Below are 20073 nucleotides of genomic sequence, written 5' to 3' on the forward strand. Positions count from 1 at the left end.
ACCTAGGGCCGGTAACCGACCTGGTGCAACACCTTGTGGAGATAGGTCTCCAGTTCGTCCGGTGTGTTGTGTTCCGGGCGAGTCAGTGCGCGGTAGAAAAGCGCACCTCCGGCCATGTCCACGACGACGTCCAGGTCGGTACCGGGCGGAAAACCGGGACGTACCAGGTCCTTGAGCACCGCCCGGCGCGGCGCGATGAAGAGCTCCCAGTACCGCCGCATCAACCCGAAGTTGTCCGCGGACGCGCCGATGATCCGGCGCAGCAACTGGACCGCCTCGCCCGTCGACATCAGCGCGGCCCAGCCCTTGATGATCTCCTCCTGCGAGGAGACGGCCATCCGCGCGGGGTCGAGCGCCACGACGTCGCGCGGCAGCTCGATCACGCTGAACAGCAGCTCTTCTTTGGAGGCGAACCGGCGGTAGACCGTCGCGCGGGTCACTCCCGCACGACGAGCCACCTGCTCGATCGACGTGCCGTCGAGGCCGCGTTCCAGGAACAGCTCGAAGGCGGCCGTCAGGATCGCGTTGTCAGCCTCGGGGTCGCGGGGACGCCCAGCACTTCGTTCAGCCACGCAGAAAGCCTCTCCGGGGAAGACGGACCGCGCCACGCCAGGTGTCCGTCGGGACGCACCAGCAGCGTGTCGCCGGCGCGTTCATGGTGCACGACGTCCCCGAGCCGTTCCCGCGCCACCTCCAGGCACGTCGCGGGCCCCGCCAGCACCCACCGGCCGACCCGCGCGAACGCCGGCACCCGCGGTCCGCCCACCGGGCCCGAGTAGCGGACGCCGAGCTGCGAGGCGAACCGGATGAGACCGCGCTGCACCGGCGGAAGGCCCAGCAGCGGGAACAGCAGGCCGCGCACCAGCCGCGTCGCGCGCCCGGAGCCCATCGAGATCCGCGTCGCCGGCGTGGTCGACCCGAGCACCTTCGCGGCGACCGGCCGCCGTTCGGCCTCGTAGGTGTCGAGCAACGAGGCGGCAGCCCTGCCCTGCACCACCAGCGCGAGCTTCCAGGCGAGGTTCTCCGCGTCACCGAGCCCCGTGTTCATGCCCTGCCCGCCCAACGGGCTGTGGATGTGCGCGGCGTCGCCTGCCAGCAGGACGTTGCCGCGCCGGTAGGCGGAAGCCAACCGGCGGTGGATGCGGAACGTCGACTCCCAGTCCACGGCGCCGACCGGCCCCGGCGTCCACCGCCCGCCCTCCGGCGACATGACCCGCCAGAGATCGTCGCCGGGCAGCGGGAAGACCGCCGTCAGGTGCCCGTTCTCCAGGTAGACGTGCATCGACGACCGGTCGAGGTCCCAGTCGGCGTGCAGGTCGCGCAGCAGGAAGTTCTCCATCACCGCCTCGCCGTCGAACGAGATCCCCGCGATCTTGCGCACCGCCGAGTGCGCGCCGTCGCAGCCGACCAGCCAGTCGTCGCCGCGCACCGGGACCGAGGCGATCGGCGTGCCCCACTCGACGGCCACGCCCAGCTCGGCCAGCCGGTCCCGCAGTCGTTGCTCCACCCACGTCTGCGACGCGATCAACGCCCCCGCGTCGCGCATCGGCGTCAGGTCGAGCCGCTTGCGCCCGTTGATCCGCAGCGCCTCCATCCGGATCGCCTTCTCCGGCAGGTCGCCCAGTGCACCCAGCCTCGCCAGCACCTCCGCGCCGCGCGGCTGCACCCCCAGCGCCCGCGACGTCGTGGCCGGTCCGTCCGCCGCGTCCACGACCCGCACTTCCACCCCGTGCTTCCGCAGTCCGCACGCCAGCGCCAAGCCGGTCGGACCCGCCCCCGCGATGATGACCATATGAATACAGTACAGCCCTGTATTCAAACTAGGTGGGCAAAAAGCCCGCCTGTCGGAACAGGCGGGCTTCGGTGCTGGTCAGCGTTCGACGCGGGGGATGATCTGCGTCGAGTCGTCCTGGAGCTGAGCCTGCATGACCTGGGTGATGTCGTCCGCCTCTTCCTGCAGGAGCGACTTCTTCTCCCTGCGCGCCTTGATCACCTCGATGATGATCGGCACGATCGACAGGAAGACGATGGCGAGCAGCGTGATCTCGAGGTTGTTCTTGATGAACGAGACCTGGCCGAGGAAGTAGCCCAGGATCGTCAGACCCGCGGCCCACGCCACGCCGCCGATCGCGGAGTACGTGAAGTACTTCTTCGGGTCCATCTTGCCGACACCGGCCATCGCCGTGATGAACGTGCGGACGATCGGCACGAACCGGGCGAGGACGATGGCGCGCGCGCCGTACTTGTCGAAGAACTCCTGCGTCTTGTCGACGTACTCCTTCTTGAAGATCTTCGACTCGGGCTTGCTGAACAGCGCCGGGCCGGCCTTCACGCCGATGTAGTAACCGGCGACGTTGCCGACGAACGCGCACACCGTCAGCAGCACGCAGACGAGCCAGAGCGGGGTGTCGATGGTGCCCGCCGCGACGAAGAGACCCGCCGTGAACAGCAGCGAGTCGCCGGGCAGGAAGAAACCGACGAGGAGCCCGCACTCCGCGAAGATGATGAGGCACAACCCGATGAGCATGTACGGGCCGAGCCCGTTCAGCAGAACGGTGGGGTCCAGCCAGTCAGGGCCCAATGCAATCGTCACGGCGACAACGGTACAGGTCAGCTCAGGGTGATCACTGCGGCCACCGTGCCCGCTGCCAGGCCCAACAGGAGTGCGAGGCCCAGCACCCACCACACCGACATGGGTGCGGGACGGTCGTCGTCAATTGGGACAGGTACGGCAAATCCGGCATTCGTGCTGGTCGCCTGCGCTCGCAACGCGTCGGTCACCAGTCGTTCCGGATCGTCCGCCATCCACCTATTCCTTGACCCACTCGCCCCTGACCATCACGTCCTGCGGCTTCAATTCTGCATCGAGTACGACGATGTCCGCAGCGAGTCCGGCTTCGAGCTTGCCCGTGTCGAGGCCGAGCAGCTCGGCGCCACGGGTCGAGGCGGCGTGCGTGGCTTCCACGAGCGACAGCCCGCACGAATTGACGGCGTTGCGGAACGCCATGTCCATCGTGAGCGTGCTGCCGGCCAGAGAGGCGCCCCCTGCCAACGTTGGCACTCCGTCGACGACGCGGACTTCCAGGCCGCCGATGTCGTACACGCCGTCGCCCACGCTCGCCGCCGCGATGGCGTCGGTGATGAGGACGGTGCGCTGGAGGCCCGCGTGGCGCGCGGCCAGGCGGACGGCGGTCGGGTGCAGGTGCACCAGGTCGCAGATGAGCTCGACGGTCACGCGTTCGTCGTCCAGCAGCGCGCCGATCGGGCCGGGCTCGCGGTGGTGCAGCGGGCGCATGCCGTTGAACAGGTGCGTCGCCACGGACGCGCCGGCGTCGACGGCGGGCCTGACCTGCGCCTCGGTCGCGTCGGTGTGGCCGATGGCGGCGATGACGTTGTTGTCCACGAGCTGACGCACGGCGTTGACGGCGCCCTCCAGCTCGGGCGCGATGGTGACCATGCGGATGGTGCCCTTGCCCGCGTCGAGCAGCTTCGTCACCGCGGTCCGCTCCGGCGGGCACAGGATCGCCGGGTCGTGCGCGCCGCAACGGGCGGCGGACAGGAACGGGCCTTCGAGGTGAACGCCCGCGACGACGCCCTCCTGCACGAGCTCGGCCAGCGCGGACACCTGGTCGGCCAGTTCCGGCACGGGGCGCGTGACCAGGGAGGCCAGCATCGTCGTGGTGCCGTGCTTGCGGTGCGCCGCGGCGGCCTTGCGGACCTTCTCCGGGTCACTGCTGGTGAACGCGGCACCGCCACCGCCGTGGCAGTGGATGTCGACGAACCCCGGCACGATCGTGCAGCCACCGACGTCCTGGGTCGGGCCGTCGGGCGCGGCGCCCTCGCCGACCGCGGCGATCCTGCCGTCCCTGACGCTGACCCACCCGTTCTCGAGCACTCCGCCCGGCGTGACGACCCGACCCCCGGTCAGGATCACGTCGACAGGTCCACCCCACGTGCTCATCACGCCTCCAGCGTGTCGATGGCCAGCAGCGCCGCGCCGAGGAAGCCCGCCTCGTCGCCGAGCGCCGCGAGCCGAAGCTCCGGTCGGCGCTGGAAGGCGATCAGGCCGTCCAGCCGTTCCCTCAGTGGCTCCACCAGCAGGTCTCCTGCGAGTGCGAGCCCACCGCCGAGCACGACGGCCTCCGGACCGAGCAGCGTCGCCAGCACCAGGATCCCCCTGGCGAGCGCGTCCACGGCCTCGTGCCACACGGCGACTGCGTCCTGCTCCCCGTCCCGGACCCTGAGTGCGACCTCAGCGGCGCCCTTGACGGGGATGCCGGTACGTGCGGTGTACCGGCGGGCGATCGCCGCGGAGGACGCCACTGTCTCCACGCAGCCGATCTGGCCACAGGCGCAGGGCACGCCGTGGCCGACGTTCACATGTCCGATCTCACCGGCGAAGCCCTCGCCGCTGTAGATCTTCCCGTCCAGCAGCAGCGCGCCGGCGATACCGGTGCCGATGGGCATGATCACCGCGTTGCGCAGGTCCCTGGCGGCGCCCATGCGGCATTCGGCCAGGCCGGCGGCACGGACGTCGTGGCCGAACGCGACGGGCAGGCCCAGCCGTTCGGTGAGGACGGTGCTGAACGGGAACTGGCTCCACGGCAGGTTCGTCGTGTACACGCCGACGCCGTTGGCCTCGTCCACGATGCCCGGCGCCACGATCCCCACGGCGTCGATCTCGTGTTCGGAGGCGTTGCCCAGCTCGGCGACGAGCTCGGCGATGACGTCGAGGAGAGGCGCCAGCTCGCCGGGAGTCGCCCGGCGCGCGTGCTTCTGCGCCGCCACCGACTCCCGGGTCCCGGTGACCAGCGCCGCCTTGGTTTCGGTGCCACCGATGTCAACGGCGACCACGTGTCTGCGTGCCACGGGAACTGATCCTGCGGCATGGGAGGCCTATTGGTCTATACCAAGTACCGATTTGGGCGCGTGGTCTTACGAGCTGAAACCGCCCGCAACGGGCAAAACGGTCTCAACTGGGGATACGGTGAAGTTTGCTTACTGTCCCGGACGGGCCGGTCAGCCCGCCATGATCTTCTGCAGGGCGTCGAGCGCACGGGACGCCGTCGACTTCACGGTGCCCTTCGAGATGCCCGTGGCCTCGGCGATCTCCGCCTCGGACAGGTCGCCGTAGTAGCGCAGCACGAGCACCTCGCGCTGGCGCGGCGGCAGCTGCTGCAACGCCTTGACCACGGCCTGGTGCTCCGCGGTCAGCATCGCCAGCGACTCGGCCGAACGTGCGTTCGCCACGTGCGGCGGGATGTAGTCGCGGGCCGTCTTGCGCCGGCGCAGCACGCTGCGGGAGCCGTTGACCACGGCCGTGCGGAGGTAGCCGACGGCCGCCTGGGCGTCCCGCAGGCCCTTCCAGTTGCGGTGCAGACCGGCGAACGCCTCCTGCACCACGTCCTCGGCCGTCGACGGCTCGTCGACGAGCAGCAGCGCGAGCCTCACGAGGCGCATGCGGTGCTGCTTGTACAGGTCTTCGAGCGTGAGGGGCCCTGTGGGAGGTCCTGCGACGCCGTCCTTGATTCGCAGGTTGGTCAGGGTGTCCTGCACGGTGCGCGGGGTTTCTTCGCCAACCACAAGGTAGGACGGTACCGGTCACCGTCGCTACGGTGGACGCATGGCCCGCTTTGCAGTCGAATTGGTGTTCGGTCCCGACAGCGAGAAGCGCCTCGCGGTGCGCCCCGCACACCGCGAGTACATCGCCTCTCTCGCCGAGAAGGGCGTGGTCCTCGCCGCAGGTCCGTACGCGGACGACACCGGCGCGTTGATCATTTACGAGGCGGCGGACGAGGCCTCGCTGAAGGAGATCCTCTCCGCCGACCCCTACACGCCGGCGAACGTCATCACGAAGTGGGAGATCCGCGTCTGGAACGCGTTGCTCGGGTCTTGGCTCACCGACTAGCGGCTTGACCGCCCGGCCCGACCAGTCCTGAGGTGTCCGACCTGGCCATCTCGATGTCGGCTGCCGCCACCTCCTCGACCGCCTGGCGGTCCACGACCATCGGCGTGAACGCGCGGAAGTACTTCAGAGCGCCGACCCAGCCGGGGACGTGGACCGCCTTCGCCCGTTTCTCGATGCCCCTGACCACGGCTTTGCCGACGTTGCGGACCGGGTACTTCTTGCCGGCCACCCCCGGCATGCCCTGGCGCAGCTTGCCGAAGACCGGGTGCTCGTCGGCGCTGTTGACCATGTCCGTGGAGATCCACGAGAAGTACGCGGTGCCGACGTCGACGCCCAGGTGCCTGATCTCGGCGCGGAGGCTGTCCGCAAACGCTTCACAGCCCGCCTTGGCCGCCGAGTAGGCCGCGTTGCCGGGGATGTGGACGATCGCCGCGAGCGACGAGACGACCAGGCAGTAGCCGCGGCTCTTGATCAGGTGCGGCAGTGCCGTGCGGACCGTGCGCCACACACCGAGCAGATTGACCTCGATGACCCGTTCGAACGCCTTCGGGTCCATCGAGCGCACGAACCCGGTGGCCGCGATGCCCGCGTTCGCCACTACGACGTCGATGCCGCCGAAGTGAGCCGCGGCCTCGTTCATGACGCGATCGAGCGCGTCCCAGTCCGTGACATCGGCTTCCCACGCCTTGCCGCCGGTCTGCCGCGCGACCTCTTCGAGCTGCGCCTTCTCCAGCCCTACGAGCGCGAGACGAGCTCCGCGCGCGGCCAGTTGCCTCGCCACCTCGGCGCCGATGCCCCTGGCCGCGCCGGTGATCAGTACCACCTTGCCCGTGACGTCCATGCTCGTCACGGTAACGCAACCTACTCCCGGTAAGCTACTGGCAAGTTAAATTGCGCTGAGGCGGTCCACCTCGGCCTGGCCGAGCTCCAGGGTCAGCACCGGCAGCAGGTCGCTGAGCTGCTCCAACGTCCGGGCGGACGCGATCGGCGCCGCCACCGTCGGCTGCTGGGCGAGCCACGCCAGGGCGATCGCCGCGACCGAGGTCTCGTGCGTTTCGGCCAGCTCGTCGAGCACTTCGAGGACCTGCAGGCCGTGCTCGTCGAGGAACTTCGAGGCCGCGCCGGCCCGTGCGCTCCTGACCTCGACACCCGGCCGGTACTTGCCGCTCAGGAAGCCCTTCGCGAGCGACGAGTACGTCAGGGTGGCGAGGCCGAGCCTCGCCACGGTGTCCTGGAGCTCTCCCTCGAACTTGTCACGGCTGACCAGGCTGTACTCGGGCTGCAGCGCCACGAACTTCGCGAAGCCCTCGCGTTCCTGGATCTCCAGCGCCTTCGCCAGCCGTTCGGCGGAGAAGTTGGACGCGGCGACGTACCGGACCTTGCCGTCGCGGACGAGCTGGTCGTAGGCGGCCAGCGTCTCTTCCAACGGCGTGTTCTGGTCGTCCAGGTGGTTGTAGTAGAGATCGATGTGATCGACGCCGAGCCGCTTCAACGAGCGTTCGGCGGCCGTCAGCACGGTGTCGCGCTTCTGGTTGTTGAAACCGGCGAGCATGCCGACCTTCGTCGCCACCACGATCTGGTCGCGGTCACTTCGCCTCGACAGCCACCTGCCGATGATCGCCTCCGACTCGCCGCCGGAGTTGCCCTCACCCCAGGCCGAGTACACGTCGGCGGTGTCGACGAAGTTCCCGCCCGCCTCGGTGTAGGCGTCGAGCACTGCGAGCGACTGGTCCTCGTCAGCGGTCCAGCCGAACACGTTGCCGCCCAGGCAGAGGCGGGACACGTCCAGGTCTGTGGTGCTCAAGATCGGCATACTGCGAAAGGTAGTACGCCGCGACGATTGGGGTTCGCATGCTGGGAACGTTCGGAGTCTGGGGTTCGCACTACGAGTGGGCCGGGAAGCTCGGCGAGATCGCGGAGCTCGAAGCACTCGGCTACGGCACCTTCTGGATCGGCGGCTCGCCGGAGGTCTCCCTGGTCGGGCAGGCGCTGGACGCGACGAAGTCGATCACCATCGCCACCGGCATCGTCAACGTCTGGCAGACCGAGCCGGAAGCGGTCGCCGCCGAGTTCCACCGCCTCGCGAGCGACAGGTTCCTGCTCGGCGTCGGAGTCGGCCACCGGCAGCTCGACCAGGCCTACGAGAAGCCCTACGAGAAGCTCGTGGGCTACCTCGACCGGCTCGACGTGCCGGCCGACCGGCTGGTGCTCGCGGCCCTCGGCCCGAAGGTGCTGACGCTCGCCGCCGACCGGACCGCGGGCGCCCACCCGTACCTGGTGCCGGTCGAGCACACGGCCGAAGCCCGCAAGGCGCTCGGCGACAAGCTCCTCGCGCCCGAGGTGACCGTGGTCGTCGACGAGGACCCGGACGCCGCGCGGGCCATCGCGCGCGAGAAGCTCGCGATCTACTTCACGCTCACCAACTACGTGAACAACTGGCGGCGGTACGGGTTCACCGAGGAGGACGTCCAGGGCTCGGACCGCCTGATCGACGCCCTGGTGGCGCACGGCAGCCCGGACCAGGTGGCCGCGAAGCTGCGGGCGCACGTCGACGCGGGAGCCGACCACGTGGCCGTCCAGTCGCTGAACGGCCACTACGCGGAACTGGCCGGCGCCCTCGGGCTCAGGCGCTGATCTCGACGCCCTTCCAGAACGCCACGTGGCCCTTGATCTGCTTCGCCGCGTCCTTCGGCTCGGCGTAGTACCAGGCCGCGTTGGTGTTCTCGGTGCCGTCCACCTGCAACGAGTAGTAGTTCGCGTCGCCCTTCCACGGGCAGTGCGAGGTGTGGTCGGTCGGCTTCAACACGGCCGGATCGACCGACTCCAGCGGGAAGTAGTGGTTGCCTTCGACCACGACGGTGTCGTCGCTCGAAGCGATGATCTTGCCGTTCCACTGAGCGGTTGCCATGTCATCCACTATCCCCCTACCGGCGGGTAGCGCAGACCGGCTGGTCAACTGGTACTTGATCGATCACTCTGTGAGGACGGCCACCGAGTTGGCCCCGTGACTCGGCCTCGTAGGATGCGAGCTGACACCCGTTCAGGGCGCCTGAGGAGGACCACCGATGCCCATCGCAACTCCCGAGGTCTACGCGGAGATGCTGGACCGGGCCAAGGCGAACGAGTTCGCCTACCCCGCCATCAACGTCACGTCGTCGGAGACGCTCAACGCGGCTCTGCGCGGCTTCGCCGAGGCTGAGAGCGACGGCATCATCCAGGTCTCGACCGGCGGTGCCGAGTTCGCCTCGGGCACCAAGGTCAAGGACATGGTGACCGGCGCCGTGGCGCTCGCGGAGTTCGCGCACGTCGTCGCGGCCAAGTACCCCGTGAACATCGCGCTGCACACCGACCACTGCCCGAAGGACAAGCTCGACGGGTACGTGCGTCCGCTGATCGCGATCAGCCAGGAGCGCGTCGACAAGGGCGGCAACCCGCTCTTCCAGTCGCACATGTGGGACGGCTCGGCCGTCGCGCTGGACGAGAACCTCCAGATCGCGAGCGAGCTGCTCGACCTGTCCGCCAAGGCGAAGATCGTCCTCGAGATCGAGGTCGGTGTCGTCGGTGGCGAGGAGGACGGCGTCGACAACGAGATCAACGACAAGCTCTACACGACCGCCGAGGACTACCTGAAGACCCTCGAGGCGCTCGGTGCCGGCGAGAAGGGCCGCTACCTGCTCGCCGCGACCTTCGGCAACGTGCACGGCGTCTACAAGCCGGGCAACGTCAAGCTGCGTCCGGAGATCCTCAAGCAGGGCCAGGACGTCGTGGCGGAGAAGCTGGGTCTCCCGGCCGGCTCCAAGCCGTTCGACCTGGTCTTCCACGGCGGCTCCGGCTCGCTGCTGGAGGAGATCCACGAGGCCGTGTCGTACGGCGTCATCAAGATGAACATCGACACGGACACGCAGTACGCCTTCACCCGCCCGATCGCGGCGCACATGTTCGCGAACTACGACGGCGTGCTGAAGATCGACGGCGAGGTCGGCAACAAGAAGGTCTACGACCCGCGCAGCTACCTCAAGGCCGCCGAGACGGCCATGGGCGCTCGCATCGCGCAGGCGTGCGAGCACCTCAAGTCGTCGGGCCGCATGATCGCGGGCTGACACCGGTTGTGAGAAGGGCCCCGGCTTTGTGCCGGGGCCCTTTCGCATTTAACGGAACGCCTCGACGTGGCGCGCGATCCAGTCGGCGAACGTGCGCGGGGCGCGGCCGAGGACCTTCTCGACGTCCGGGCTCACCGCCACCTCGTCCGGGGTGGGCGATCCCAGGATGTCCAGGGTGTCGTCGGCGAGCTCGCCCGGCATCAGCTGTTCCAGGCCCGCCCTGGCCTCGGCGCGGGTGAGCTCGTGGAACCGCACGGGTTCGCCCAGCGCGGCCGCGATGGCCTCCGCCTGCTGCCTCGGCGTGATCACCTCTCGACCGGTGAGCTCCAGGACGCCGTTCCTGTCGCTGCGCAGGGCGGTGGCCGCGACCTCGGCGATGTCGGCCGGGTCGATGATCGGCAGGGCGGTGTCCCCGAAGGGCGCCGCGACGGTCCGCTGTGTGCGCACGGCCTCGGCCCACCACAGCGCGTTGGACGCGAACCCGCCCGGTCGCAGGACCGCCCAGTCGAGGCCGGACCCGCGTACCACGTCCTCCAGCCCGCGCAGTTCGATCCGCGTCGTGCCGAACGGCCTGGTCCGCACGCCCAGCGACGACAGCAGCACCACCCGGCGCACGCCCTGCGCGGCGGCCCGTTCGACCAGTTCGGCCGGGCTCGCCCCGACGGCGTGCAGGTCGCCGGACAGCAGCAGGAACAACGCCTTCGCGCCCCTCAGGTCGAGGCTCGCCGGATCGGAGAGGTCCGCCACCTGGTGCCGCACGCCGTCCGGCACCTCCGCCGCGTGCCGCGACACGGCCACCACCTGCTCGCCGGCCTCGGCCAGTGCCTTCGTGAGTGGGCGTCCGATGTTCCCGGTCGCTCCGGTCACCACGATCATGTCCAGCTCCTTCGTCGTTGTGCGGACGACGCTAGGAACCGGGCTTACATTTCGTAAGGACGTACCTCTGGGTAAGCTCCCGACATGGCGGTCGGAGCTCAGTTCACGCGCCCCGAGAACAACGGGCGCTATGACGTGTTTCACACCAACTGCCCCGCGCGCGAGATGGTCGACCACGTCACCAGCCGCTGGGGAATCTGGGTGCTGATCTCGTTGCAGAGCAACGACCTGAGGTTCTTCGAGCTGCGCGACGGCATCCAGGGCATCAGCGAGAAGATGCTGTCCCAGACGTTGCGCGGCCTCGTCGAGGACGGCCTGATCTGGCGGAAGGTCGAGCCGACGACCCCGCCCCAGGTCACCTACGGGTTGACCGAGTTCGGGCGGGACGTCGGCGAGCCGCTGGCCGACCTGTTCGGCCGGATCACCAGCAGGCTGTCAGCCCAGCTTGAGGCGTGACGCGATCAGTTGCGTCTCCGGTCGATGGATCACCATGTCCCCGACCGTCCACAGCACCGCCAGCAGCACGGCCGTGACCGCGGCCGACGAGAACGAGATCGGCGGCCCCCACAGGTACTCCTGCTGGAACCAGATGCCGACGTACCCGACCGTCGTGACGGCCGCCGACCCGAGCACGGCCGCAGCCGGCGTCGGCATCTTGATCACGTGCGCGGCGTCGATCGCGAGCCCGACCAGGATCAGGAACAACGGCACCGCGGACTTCGGGAAGTCGATCCCGGCGAGCAACGGCCAGATCAGGCACCGGTACGCGACGTATCCGGCGGCGACGGTCGTGGCAGCCCACGGCCTGGCGATCGTGCGCCGGGCGATGACCAGCACGAGGGCCGCCGCGACCAGCCCCCACACCGGGTAGACCCAGTCCGCGATCGGCAGCGCGAAGTGCACGACCGCCTCACGTCCGACCGGCACGCCCAACTGGTCCGCGGCGAACTGCAGCAGGATCGGCTCGGCCTCGGCCTTGCCGCTGTCCCAGGCCTGCAACGCGCGCACGCCGTACTCCTGGTGCTGGTTGGGGAACCAGACGTTCTCCAGGAAGAAGAACCACAGCGCGGTGAGCCCGAACGTCCTCGCGTTGCCCGCGGGGTAGTACTTCATCCACCCGCGGATCGCGCCGGCCAGCATCACCGCCGTGCCCAGGTAGAGCAGCGCGTGCGACCCGCTCCAGCTCGTGATGTCGAGCCCGTTGATCCGGTGGTTGATGATGTCGATCGGCAGGGCGATGAGGAAGATCCCGCTGCCGACCTGCATCAACCGGATGGTCAGCTTGTCGACGCCGTACCCCGTGAACGTGTGGAACAACGTCAGCCCGACCACGATGACCGTGCCGACCGTGTTGATCAGGTGCGGCGGCGCGAGGTCGTCGCGCAACCACTTGAAGTGCCACGAGACGTCCCACGACGACCCGATCAACTTGAGCAGGAGACCGACGAGCCACAGCTGGTAGAGCTGCTTCGTGAGTGCCGCCGGTGTCTCCCTGCCGGGCGCGCCCCGCTCCCAGTAGAGCTCCCGGAACTGCTTAACCCCCTGAATCATCCGAACATCATGAGCGCAGCTCGCGTGTCCAGGTAGGGCGAACGGCCCTGGTTTTACCCTGATGTTTCCAATTCGTGTGCACGATGGAGTGAACGGGAGTGCGCGAAGTTGAACTTCGGTGGGGTGGATCGGCAAGGTGCACGGCCATGAGCTCTGACAGTTACGACGACAGGTACAAGGCGACCACGAAGCAGCGGATCATCGCCGGGGTGCTCGTCACCGTGCTGCTGCTGGCGGTTGTGGCCGCCGTCATGAGGATGTTCGTCTAGCCCGGTCCTGGGGATGCGGCACGATGGGGCGCATGGTTGAGAACCTCCTCGGGCCCGAGCCGACTCGTCTTCCCGAACGTCCTGAGGCGCAGGCCGCTGCTGACGGCGGCACTGACCCGGCCAAGATCGTTCGGGCTTATCCGGATTTCTCCGAGGCTTGGGCGTTGCTGGCTGAGCGTTCGTTGCACGCTGGGGACCCTGTTGCCGCCTACGCCTATGCCCGTACCGGGTACCACCGCGGGCTTGACCAGCTGCGTCGGTCCGGGTGGAAGGGGTTCGGGCCTGTGCCTTGGTCGCACCGGCCCAACCAGGGGTTTTTGAGGGCGCTTGCTGCGCTCGCGCTGGCCGCTCGGGAGATCGGGGAGGACGAGGAGTGGGAGCGTTGCTCCAAGTTCCTCGCTGACTCCGATGCTGAGGCTCCGGCTGCGCTTGGGCTGGTCTGATCTGGCGCGTCCTACGTAGCGTTCCCCGGTTGCGGGCGGCGGGTTCTGTTGCGTGCTTCCCCTGGGGGCTCTGCCCCCAGACCCCCGGCAATCTGATCGGGGGAGGGCGCCACGCGTAGGTAGATGGCACGCCTGTTGCGTTGGGCGGCTGCCTGTTGCTTTGAGGGTTGCGTTGGCGGTGGGTCCCGTCACAAGTCGCACCAAGAGCGGGCCACACATGAGCAGGGGTGTCAAACGGACGAAGAGCGTGTCCGTTTGACACCCCTGCTCATGTGCAGCAAGTGCTGTGGTGCGACTCGTGACGGAACCCCACCGCCGGGCCCGCTCGGTAAAGACGGCTCGCCTTCGGCTTCGCGGGCGATGAGACTGGCGGCTTGTAGGGGTTCGGTAGAGGGCGGGTGAGTGGTGGGCGCGGTCAAGGACGCGGTCGGGCGTGGGTTTTCGCGGTGGCGCGGGGCCGCGTTGCCGATCGTCCAAAGTGCCCTGTCCGCTGGGCTTGCCTGGCTTGTGGCGACGCTTGTCATCGGGCATGAGCACCCGTTCTTCGCGCCGATTGCCGCTGTTGTGTCCCTTGGGGTTTCGCTCGGGCAGCGGTTGCGGCGGGTCGGTGAGCTCGTCGTTGGTGTTTCTGTTGGTGTCGGGGTTGGCGACGCGCTGATCAGCTGGATCGGCAGTGGGCCCTGGCAGATCGCGCTTGTCGTCGGGCTGGCGATGTCTGCCGCCGTGTTGCTGGACGGCGGGTCTGTCATCGCGTTGCAGGCTGGGAGTAGCGCGGTACTCGTGGCCACGTTGCTGCCGCCCAGTGCCGGTGGTGGGTTCGATCGGATGATCGACGCGTTGACCGGTGGGCTGGTCGGGCTGGCTGTGGCCGCGCTCATTCCGGCCAATCCGGTCACGGTGGCTCAGCGGCAGTTGAAGGCGCTCACGAACACGTTGAGCTTGGCGCTGCGGACTCTTGCGGAAGCGCTGGAGGAGAAGGACTCGGTCAAGGCCGCCGGGGTGCTTGCCGAGTTGCGGACCAGTCAGACGACCATCGACGACTACAAGTCGGCGTTGCAGACCGGGAGTGAGATCGCGAAGATCGCGCCCATTCGGTGGCGGTCCAAGGACGAGCTCAAGCGGTATCAGACGGCGGCTGGGCCCGTGGACTACGCGATTCGGAACACGCGGGTGCTGGCTCGGCGGGCGATGGCGGCGTTGAAGGCCGATGAGCCGATTCCGGACGGGGTGCCGGATGTCCTGAAGGACTACGCGAACGCTGTGGACTGTCTGAAGGGTGAGCTGGAGAAGGGTGCCGAGCCCAAGCTGACCAGGGAGGCCGTGCGGGACGCCGCGCGGCATCTCACCGCGCGGCGTCTCGGTGGGGACGGGTTCTCGTCCAAGGTCGTGCTGGCGCAGATCCGCAGTGTCGCGGTGGACCTGCTGCAGGCGACCGGGCTGAACCGGAGTGAGGCGATGGAGGCGTTGCCGCCGCTCAGCCCTCCGGCCGGTTCAGCAGGGCCAGCAGAAGAGAGTGCACCTGTTCGTGATCCCGGGGATCTGCCAGGACGCACGAAGCGCCCGTGATCGCGTACCACTCTTCCGCGCCCTCGTAGCGGACCAGTGCGCGGAACTTTCCGTCGTCGGAGAGTTCTGTGCTCAGTTCCAGGTCGCCTGTCACGACGCCGACCTCGTCGGTCATCACGCCGCCTGGGCCCGCTGCGAAAAGCGCGGAGAGTGTCGCCATCAGCAGGTGCTCAGCATGCTCGTCAACGCCGCCTTCTCAGCCGAATCGGTCTTGAGGTTGTACCGGTACTTGGTGTGTACCCACATTTTGGCGTAAGTGCAGTAGTAGGACGTCAGCGGTGGCTTCCAGGTGCCGGGGTCCTGGTCGCCCTTGGACTGGTTGACGTTGTCGGTCACCGCGATGAGCTGCGGGCCCGACATGTCGTTGGCGAACGCCTGGCGCTGCGGCGTCGTCCAGGTGTTCGCTCCTGACCTCCAGGCCTGCGCCAGCGGCACGATGTGGTCGATGTCCACGTCGGAGGCCGCGGTCCAGGTCGCGCCGTCGTACGGCGAGAACCAGCGGCCCGAGGTGGCCGCGCACGACGAGTCGGTCACCACGTTCGTGCCGTCGCGCTTCAGCACGGCCTCACGGGTGTTGCAGCTTCCCGACTGGGTGATCCAGTGCGGGAACAGGTCACGTGAATAGCCCGTCATCGAGCCCTCGGCGGCGACCGTGAGGCCGGCCAATTCGGACTTCGCGGTGGCGGCGCTGGGGATGTTCGGCGGTGTCGCGAGTGCAGGGGAAACAAAACCAATGGTGAGAGCTGCCGTGGCAACTAGAACACCAATGGTTCGGTTAACTTTTGACATCGTCCCGACCTTCCTTGTTGGAAAGTGATCGGGACCTACCCTCAGTCACATTATGAAATTAGGCAATGCCTTCGAGTGACACTCAAGTGAATGACAGGCGCACGCCTAGAGGCCTCGGACGAGCCTCAAGTCCTCGGTGTGGCGGTACCAGGTCCACTTGTCGACCGGACGCGGGTGCTTGTGGCCGTCCAGGACCGCGGTCGTGGGCAGGCAGCCGAGCTGGAACGCGCGCGGGCGGCTGACGCGGACCTTGGAGCCGAAGAGGCGCTTGTTGATGATCCGGATCTGCAGGCCGAGGCCGCCCTCCGGGTCGGGCGTGCACTCGATCCGGCTGGCCTGACCGCGCAGCACGTTGTCCGCGTCGCTGTAACCAACGCCACGAACAGGGGACAACACGCCGAGACCCATCAGCACTCCACCGACGTCGTCGCGGACGAGCGGAACGGGATCTACGTCACCGTTCAGGGCGACGTCCAGGGCCCGCGCGGGATCGGTCGAAAGCCCCCAAAGCGCGGCAACGGACGAATCGGCGACCGGCACGTAACCCAGTGCCACCGAACCGAGCTTCTCCTTGCGCAGCAACCTCAACGCGACCGCCGCGAGGTCGGCGTCGGTGCCCATGACGACCAGCCGTTCGGCGTCCAGATGCTGGTCGACGTGGTCCTTGCCGGGGCGGGCGGGGACGACCCGCACGTCGTCACGTTGAGCGATCATTGGCGACTGCGTGTTTCCGCAGGCCAACACGATTCCGCGCACGGTCATCTCCTGGTCTACCCTCACGTACCGGCATTCGCTTGAACCAGTCCAAGTGCTTGGAGTTTCACATGCCGGCCGTCGTGCTGATCGGTGCCCAGTGGGGCGATGAGGGCAAGGGCAAGGCCACCGACATCCTCGGTGAGCGTGTCCAGTGGATCGTTCGCTACCAGGGCGGCAACAACGCGGGTCACACCGTCGTCCTCCCGGACGGTCAGAAGTTCGCCCTGCACCTCATCCCGTCCGGCATCCTCACGCCCGGCGTGAAGAACGTGATCGGCAACGGTGTCGTGGTCGACCCCGGCGTGCTGCTCACGGAGCTCGCGGGCCTGGAGGAGAAGGGCGTCGACACCAGCGGTCTGCTGATCTCGTCGGACGCGCACTTGATCATGCCGTACCACGTGGCCATCGACAAGGTGACCGAGCGCTACCTGGGCAAGGCGAAGATCGGCACGACCGGTCGTGGCATCGGGCCCGCCTACCAGGACAAGCTCGCCCGCGTCGGCGTGCGCGTGCAGGATCTGCTGGACGAGAAGATCCTCCGGCAGAAGGTCGAGGCCGCCCTGGACTTCAAGAACCAGGTGCTGGTCAAGGTCTACAACCGCAAGGCGCTCGACCCCGAGCAGGTCGTCGACCAGGTGCTGGAGCACGGTCAGCACTTCGTGCACCGCATCGCGGACACCCGCCTGCTGCTCAACCAGGCGCTCGACCGCGACGAGATCGTGGTGCTGGAGGGCTCGCAGGGCACCCTGCTCGACGTCGACCACGGCACCTACCCGTTCGTCACGTCGTCGAACCCGACCTCGGGTGGCGCGACCGTCGGTTCCGGTGTCGGCCCGACCCGCATCAGCACCGTGATCGGCATCCTGAAGGCGTACACGACCCGCGTCGGCTCCGGTCCTTTCCCGACGGAGCTCAACGACGACATGGGCGAGTACCTGCGCAAGCAGGGCGGCGAGTTCGGTGTCACCACCGGACGCTCGCGCCGCACCGGCTGGTTCGACGCCGTGATCGCCCGCTACGCCTCCCGCGTCAACGGCATCACCGACTACTTCCTCACCAAGCTCGACGTGCTGTCGGGCCTCGAGAAGGTGCCGGTCTGCGTCGCGTACGAAGTGGACGGTCGCCGCACCGACGAGATGCCGATGACGCAGACCGACGTGCACCACGCCGTCCCGGTCTACGAAGAGCTGCCGGGCTGGTTCGAGGACATCTCGTCGTGCCGCACGTTCGACGAGCTGCCGGCCAACGCCAAGGCCTACGTCGAGTACCTGGAGAGCATCATCGGCGCCCGCGTCTCGGCGATCGGCGTCGGCCCCGGCCGCGACCAGACGATCGTGCGCCACGACGTGCTCAGCTGATAGCTCGTTTCTGGGCCTCGATCAGCGCGGTCTGCGTGACCTCCAGCTGGTCGAGGCCCTTCAGGAACTCGGCAGCCATCGAACCGTCGTCCTTGCCGGCGTCCCGGAACACGACGAGGCACGAGCGCGTGCCGTTCTCCATGGCCCGCAACCCTTCCGTCCACGTCGTGGCGATCTTCGCGTCCGGCGGCAGCGGGAACGGCTCGCGCAGCACGGGCCCGAGTTGCTCGCACCCGGCCGCGATCGCCGCCGGGTCCGCGGCCCGCACGCCCGCGAACACCTTGTCCTGGGCCTGCACCACGGCCATCATCCGGTCCCAGCCGCCGCCGTAGATCCAGGTGTTCACGGCCTGGTCGGTGTTGATCTCCGTTGCCGCGGGCGGTGGCGGTTCGATGACGGCCGCGCTCGCTTCCGCGACCGGGCGCCACACCGCCAGCGCGACACCCACGACGGCGATTCCGACCGCCCAGATCGGCGCTGAGCGGGCGTGGGCGCGCTGGAGGCCGTAACCACCCGCGACGAGTGCCGCGAGCGTTCCCAGGGCCGGCAGGACCTGGTGCGGTTGCCTCGCCAGGACGCTGTCGACCTGGCTGCCGTTCAGGTGCGTCAGCCAGATCGCCGCCGTCCCCGCGAGCCCGATCAGCCACGCGGTGAGCAACGCGCCCACCCTGTCCACCCGTGCCGCCGCCACCACGACCAGCTGCACGACCACGACGGCGATGACCTGCCAGGCCGTGGCCTCCAACGGTGTTCCGGCCGAGCCGAGCAGCAGCACCGCAACGGCGGCGAGCACACCGCCGGCCAGGCCGGCCAGCGCGGCCACGCGAGGGAACTCGCGGCGCAGCACCAGCGGCACCAGCCAGAGCAACGCCAGCGCGACCGCCGTGGGCACCCGGTTGAAGTTCAGCAGGTACGGGATCGTCACGGCCTTGAGCCCGATCTCGTTCGCGAGGTTCTGCGCGTGGCCGTGCAGGATGTCCATGATCGGCACCATGGTGTCGCGCCACACCGGTCCGGCGGCGCGCACCTCGGAGATCCAGCCCAGCAACGAGAACGTGACGAAAGCGATCGACGCGCCGAGGAACCACCCCTGCGGGCGGGTGCGCACGAGCGTCGCGCAGTGGCCGGCCCAGACCGTCACGAGGATCGCCGTGCCCGCCAGGGCGATCGTGGCGAGGACACCCGGCACCGTGATCTGGCCGGCGTTGCGGACGTCCAGCAGATCACCGAGCACCAGGCCGAGGCCGATGGCGAGACCGGGCAACGCGAACGTGCCTCTGCGGAGCCCGAAAGCCGTGCCACGCCAGGCGACCACGCCGATGAGCGCGGCCATCGGCAACGCCCAGACGATCCGCATGACCAGGTGCGACCCGTTGCCCTCGTGGTACCAGGTCAGGTCCTGCAACGCTGTCACGGTGTGCCACCACGCGAGCTGGACGGCGATCGTGCTGCCGAGCGTCTCCCAGAAACCCGGTCGCAGCAACGACTTCGGATCGCGCATGACGGCCTGGCGGCTGGACGGGGCCGGGTGGTGGCCGAGCCAGCGGCGCAACCGGCCCGCGGGTTGCAGCAGCCGGTAGGGGTCGCTCTCGCCGGTCCACCGCACCACCGTCGCGTCAGCGTGTTTTTCCCGTGCTCTCAACACGGCGACGCGGGCGGCGAACACCAGCAGCACCAGCACGGCCAGGTGCCACAGCACGAAGAACGAGAACCAGCCCTCCGGGAACCGGGGCAGTTTCCACGGGGTGGTCGTGAGCAACATCGGGTTGAGCCACGTGAGCGCGTACGGCGTCAGCACCGCGACGACGAAGGCACGCCAGATCGCCAGGGTGGCGTAGGTGATCGTGACGTCGTTGCGGACGTGCGCGAGCTCGTGCAGCACGATGGCGCGGAACGACTCGGGATCCGTGCGGCGCAACGGCATCATGCCCACGTTGAGCGCGACGTACTTGCGGCGGTGCGTGCCGAACGCGACGCCGCCCGCGCGGACGTTCCCCCGGTCGAGCAGGAAGGTGGGCGCCTTGCTCAGCCCGGCCTCCGCGACCAGCGCGGCGAGCGGTTCCACCAGTTCGTCGGGCACCGGAGCCAGGTTCCGGCGGTAGCGCAACCACGCCGGGCGCAGCGCGTAGATCAGCGACGCCACCGCGAAGAGCAGCACCAGACCGCTGATGAGCCACACCGCACGCCCGCCGAGGAACACGTCCATGCACGCCCGGTAGGCGTCCCACTTGGACTCGTCGGGATCGACCTGGAACGTCGACGTCAGGTAGAGGCCCGACCGCACCTGGCAACGGGCCTCGTCCAGCTTGGCCGCGGCCGGCCACACCGACGCGTACAGGCCGAAGATCTGCAACGTGGTCGCCACCGCCAGCAGCACCAACGACGCGAACCTCAGCGTGGTGCCAGAAGGCACCCCTGGTCTGTCCCCCACCGAATCCATGCCTGCATGTTGATCGT

The 20073-nt window shown here is 68.5% G+C and carries 23 protein-coding genes; 8 read left to right on the plus strand and 15 right to left on the minus strand.

Features of this window, described 5'->3' with window-relative positions; all coding sequences use genetic code 11:
• Window positions 1–2: 2 nt before the first annotated feature.
• The 7 genes from SK854_RS19730 to SK854_RS19760 form a co-directional block, all read right to left on the minus strand.
• Entirely contained in the window at window positions 3–572 is a 570-nt protein-coding gene (locus tag SK854_RS19730; RefSeq protein WP_319976565.1) for a TetR/AcrR family transcriptional regulator, read from the minus strand.
• Window positions 515–1792, minus strand: a complete 1278-nt coding sequence (locus tag SK854_RS19735) for an FAD-dependent monooxygenase (RefSeq protein ID WP_319976566.1) — start codon at window positions 1790–1792, stop codon at window positions 515–517. The genes SK854_RS19730 and SK854_RS19735 overlap by 58 nt, the downstream gene beginning before the upstream one ends.
• A 78-nt stretch (window positions 1793–1870) precedes the next feature.
• Complete coding sequence (locus SK854_RS19740) at window positions 1871–2587, minus strand: DedA family protein (RefSeq protein WP_319976946.1); 717 nt, start codon at window positions 2585–2587, stop codon at window positions 1871–1873.
• 23 nt (window positions 2588–2610) lie between these two features.
• Window positions 2611–2805, minus strand: a complete 195-nt coding sequence (locus SK854_RS19745) for a hypothetical protein (RefSeq protein WP_319976567.1) — start codon at window positions 2803–2805, stop codon at window positions 2611–2613.
• Window positions 2806–2809: 4 nt separating this feature from the next.
• Window positions 2810–3961 (minus strand): N-acetylglucosamine-6-phosphate deacetylase, encoded by a 1152-nt coding sequence (nagA, locus tag SK854_RS19750; protein WP_319976568.1) that lies wholly within the window; start codon window positions 3959–3961, stop codon window positions 2810–2812.
• A complete protein-coding gene (locus SK854_RS19755; protein ID WP_319976569.1) occupies window positions 3961–4869 on the minus strand; it encodes an ROK family protein in 909 nt (302 codons plus the stop codon). The genes nagA and SK854_RS19755 overlap by 1 nt, the downstream gene beginning before the upstream one ends.
• A gap of 150 nt (window positions 4870–5019) precedes the next feature.
• Window positions 5020–5583, minus strand: coding sequence for a SigE family RNA polymerase sigma factor (locus tag SK854_RS19760; RefSeq protein WP_093595593.1), 564 nt, complete (start codon window positions 5581–5583; stop codon window positions 5020–5022).
• A gap of 40 nt (window positions 5584–5623) precedes the next feature.
• On the opposite strand from SK854_RS19760, the gene SK854_RS19765 reads away from it, so the two are divergent.
• The gene (locus tag SK854_RS19765; protein WP_319976570.1) at window positions 5624–5908 is read left to right on the plus strand and encodes a YciI family protein; all 285 of its coding nucleotides are present in this window, start codon (window positions 5624–5626) and stop codon (window positions 5906–5908) included.
• On the opposite strand, the gene SK854_RS19770 is transcribed toward SK854_RS19765, so the two are convergent.
• Both SK854_RS19770 and SK854_RS19775 read right to left on the minus strand, forming a co-directional pair.
• The gene (locus SK854_RS19770) at window positions 5898–6749 is read right to left on the minus strand and encodes an SDR family oxidoreductase (protein ID WP_319976572.1); all 852 of its coding nucleotides are present in this window, start codon (window positions 6747–6749) and stop codon (window positions 5898–5900) included. The two genes, SK854_RS19765 and SK854_RS19770, sit on opposite strands and share 11 nt — an antisense overlap.
• A 45-nt stretch (window positions 6750–6794) precedes the next feature.
• Window positions 6795–7721 (minus strand): aldo/keto reductase, encoded by a 927-nt coding sequence (locus tag SK854_RS19775; protein ID WP_319976573.1) that lies wholly within the window; start codon window positions 7719–7721, stop codon window positions 6795–6797.
• 38 nt (window positions 7722–7759) lie between these two features.
• On the opposite strand from SK854_RS19775, the gene SK854_RS19780 reads away from it, so the two are divergent.
• Window positions 7760–8542, plus strand: coding sequence for an LLM class F420-dependent oxidoreductase (locus SK854_RS19780; protein WP_319976574.1), 783 nt, complete (start codon window positions 7760–7762; stop codon window positions 8540–8542).
• Here the strand turns inward: SK854_RS19780 and SK854_RS19785 are convergent.
• On the minus strand, window positions 8532–8816 hold the full coding sequence (locus tag SK854_RS19785) for a DUF427 domain-containing protein (protein WP_319976575.1): 285 nt from the start codon (window positions 8814–8816) through the stop codon (window positions 8532–8534). The two genes, SK854_RS19780 and SK854_RS19785, sit on opposite strands and share 11 nt — an antisense overlap.
• Window positions 8817–8973: 157 nt before the next feature.
• On the opposite strand from SK854_RS19785, the gene fbaA reads away from it, so the two are divergent.
• A complete protein-coding gene (gene fbaA, locus SK854_RS19790; RefSeq protein WP_319976576.1) occupies window positions 8974–10008 on the plus strand; it encodes a class II fructose-bisphosphate aldolase in 1035 nt (344 codons plus the stop codon).
• A gap of 48 nt (window positions 10009–10056) precedes the next feature.
• Here fbaA and SK854_RS19795 read toward each other — a convergent pair whose 3' ends face one another.
• Window positions 10057–10884 carry an SDR family oxidoreductase gene (locus SK854_RS19795; RefSeq protein WP_319976577.1) on the minus strand — a complete coding sequence of 276 codons (828 nt, stop codon included), beginning with the start codon at window positions 10882–10884 and terminating at the stop codon, window positions 10057–10059.
• Between the two features lie 84 nt (window positions 10885–10968).
• On the opposite strand from SK854_RS19795, the gene SK854_RS19800 reads away from it, so the two are divergent.
• On the plus strand, window positions 10969–11340 hold the full coding sequence (locus SK854_RS19800) for a winged helix-turn-helix transcriptional regulator (protein WP_319976578.1): 372 nt from the start codon (window positions 10969–10971) through the stop codon (window positions 11338–11340).
• Here SK854_RS19800 and SK854_RS19805 read toward each other — a convergent pair.
• On the minus strand, window positions 11320–12435 hold the full coding sequence (locus SK854_RS19805) for a hypothetical protein (RefSeq protein ID WP_319976579.1): 1116 nt from the start codon (window positions 12433–12435) through the stop codon (window positions 11320–11322). The two genes, SK854_RS19800 and SK854_RS19805, sit on opposite strands and share 21 nt — an antisense overlap.
• A gap of 146 nt (window positions 12436–12581) precedes the next feature.
• Here SK854_RS19805 and SK854_RS19810 point away from each other — a divergent pair, with 146 nt between their 5' ends.
• The 3 genes from SK854_RS19810 to SK854_RS19820 all read left to right on the plus strand — a co-directional run bounded on the left by SK854_RS19810 (window position 12582) and on the right by SK854_RS19820 (window position 14713).
• Window positions 12582–12704 carry a hypothetical protein gene (locus tag SK854_RS19810; RefSeq protein WP_319976580.1) on the plus strand — a complete coding sequence of 41 codons (123 nt, stop codon included), beginning with the start codon at window positions 12582–12584 and terminating at the stop codon, window positions 12702–12704.
• A 32-nt stretch (window positions 12705–12736) separates the two neighbouring features.
• Window positions 12737–13147 (plus strand): DUF3151 domain-containing protein, encoded by a 411-nt coding sequence (locus SK854_RS19815; protein WP_319976581.1) that lies wholly within the window; start codon window positions 12737–12739, stop codon window positions 13145–13147.
• Between the two features lie 507 nt (window positions 13148–13654).
• Window positions 13655–14713 (plus strand): FUSC family protein, encoded by a 1059-nt coding sequence (locus SK854_RS19820; protein WP_406601792.1) that lies wholly within the window; start codon window positions 13655–13657, stop codon window positions 14711–14713.
• 159 nt (window positions 14714–14872) lie between these two features.
• Here the strand turns inward: SK854_RS19820 and SK854_RS19825 are convergent, their stop codons facing one another.
• Both SK854_RS19825 and SK854_RS19830 read right to left on the minus strand, forming a co-directional pair.
• Window positions 14873–15502, minus strand: coding sequence for an HNH endonuclease family protein (locus SK854_RS19825; protein ID WP_319976583.1), 630 nt, complete (start codon window positions 15500–15502; stop codon window positions 14873–14875).
• Window positions 15503–15607: 105 nt separating this feature from the next.
• Complete coding sequence (locus SK854_RS19830) at window positions 15608–16216, minus strand: hypothetical protein (protein WP_319976584.1); 609 nt, start codon at window positions 16214–16216, stop codon at window positions 15608–15610.
• Window positions 16217–16326: 110 nt separating this feature from the next.
• Between SK854_RS19830 and SK854_RS19835 the strand changes: the two genes are divergently transcribed.
• The gene (locus SK854_RS19835) at window positions 16327–17616 is read left to right on the plus strand and encodes an adenylosuccinate synthase (RefSeq protein ID WP_093595627.1); all 1290 of its coding nucleotides are present in this window, start codon (window positions 16327–16329) and stop codon (window positions 17614–17616) included.
• On the opposite strand, the gene SK854_RS19840 is transcribed toward SK854_RS19835, so the two are convergent.
• Complete coding sequence (locus tag SK854_RS19840; protein ID WP_319976585.1) at window positions 17609–20056, minus strand: M48 family metalloprotease; 2448 nt, start codon at window positions 20054–20056, stop codon at window positions 17609–17611. The two genes, SK854_RS19835 and SK854_RS19840, sit on opposite strands and share 8 nt — an antisense overlap.
• Window positions 20057–20073 lie beyond the last annotated feature (17 nt).

It is taken from the genome of Lentzea sokolovensis (assembly GCF_033949975.1).
GTDB lineage: Bacteria > Actinomycetota > Actinomycetes > Mycobacteriales > Pseudonocardiaceae > Lentzea > Lentzea sokolovensis.

What these genes read in the sequence shown, in the direction of transcription:
- SK854_RS19735 (WP_319976566.1), bottom strand. Translation starts at nt 1,792, where the DNA reads ATGGTCATCATCGCGGGGGCGGGTCCGACCGGCTTGGCGCTGGCGTGC.
- SK854_RS19745 (WP_319976567.1), bottom strand. Translation starts at nt 2,805, where the DNA reads ATGGCGGACGATCCGGAACGACTGGTGACCGACGCGTTGCGAGCGCAG.
- nagA (WP_319976568.1), bottom strand. Translation starts at nt 3,961, where the DNA reads ATGAGCACGTGGGGTGGACCTGTCGACGTGATCCTGACCGGGGGTCGG.
- SK854_RS19765 (WP_319976570.1), top strand. Translation starts at nt 5,624, where the DNA reads ATGGCCCGCTTTGCAGTCGAATTGGTGTTCGGTCCCGACAGCGAGAAG.
- SK854_RS19770 (WP_319976572.1), bottom strand. Translation starts at nt 6,749, where the DNA reads ATGGACGTCACGGGCAAGGTGGTACTGATCACCGGCGCGGCCAGGGGC.
- SK854_RS19775 (WP_319976573.1), bottom strand. Translation starts at nt 7,721, where the DNA reads ATGCCGATCTTGAGCACCACAGACCTGGACGTGTCCCGCCTCTGCCTG.
- SK854_RS19780 (WP_319976574.1), top strand. Translation starts at nt 7,760, where the DNA reads ATGCTGGGAACGTTCGGAGTCTGGGGTTCGCACTACGAGTGGGCCGGG.
- SK854_RS19785 (WP_319976575.1), bottom strand. Translation starts at nt 8,816, where the DNA reads ATGGCAACCGCTCAGTGGAACGGCAAGATCATCGCTTCGAGCGACGAC.
- fbaA (WP_319976576.1), top strand. Translation starts at nt 8,974, where the DNA reads ATGCCCATCGCAACTCCCGAGGTCTACGCGGAGATGCTGGACCGGGCC.
- SK854_RS19795 (WP_319976577.1), bottom strand. Translation starts at nt 10,884, where the DNA reads ATGATCGTGGTGACCGGAGCGACCGGGAACATCGGACGCCCACTCACG.
- SK854_RS19800 (WP_319976578.1), top strand. Translation starts at nt 10,969, where the DNA reads ATGGCGGTCGGAGCTCAGTTCACGCGCCCCGAGAACAACGGGCGCTAT.
- SK854_RS19805 (WP_319976579.1), bottom strand. Translation starts at nt 12,435, where the DNA reads ATGATTCAGGGGGTTAAGCAGTTCCGGGAGCTCTACTGGGAGCGGGGC.
- SK854_RS19810 (WP_319976580.1), top strand. Translation starts at nt 12,582, where the DNA reads ATGAGCTCTGACAGTTACGACGACAGGTACAAGGCGACCACGAAGCAG.
- SK854_RS19815 (WP_319976581.1), top strand. Translation starts at nt 12,737, where the DNA reads ATGGTTGAGAACCTCCTCGGGCCCGAGCCGACTCGTCTTCCCGAACGT.
- SK854_RS19825 (WP_319976583.1), bottom strand. Translation starts at nt 15,502, where the DNA reads ATGTCAAAAGTTAACCGAACCATTGGTGTTCTAGTTGCCACGGCAGCT.
- SK854_RS19830 (WP_319976584.1), bottom strand. Translation starts at nt 16,216, where the DNA reads ATGATCGCTCAACGTGACGACGTGCGGGTCGTCCCCGCCCGCCCCGGC.
- SK854_RS19835 (WP_093595627.1), top strand. Translation starts at nt 16,327, where the DNA reads ATGCCGGCCGTCGTGCTGATCGGTGCCCAGTGGGGCGATGAGGGCAAG.
- SK854_RS19840 (WP_319976585.1), bottom strand. Translation starts at nt 20,056, where the DNA reads ATGGATTCGGTGGGGGACAGACCAGGGGTGCCTTCTGGCACCACGCTG.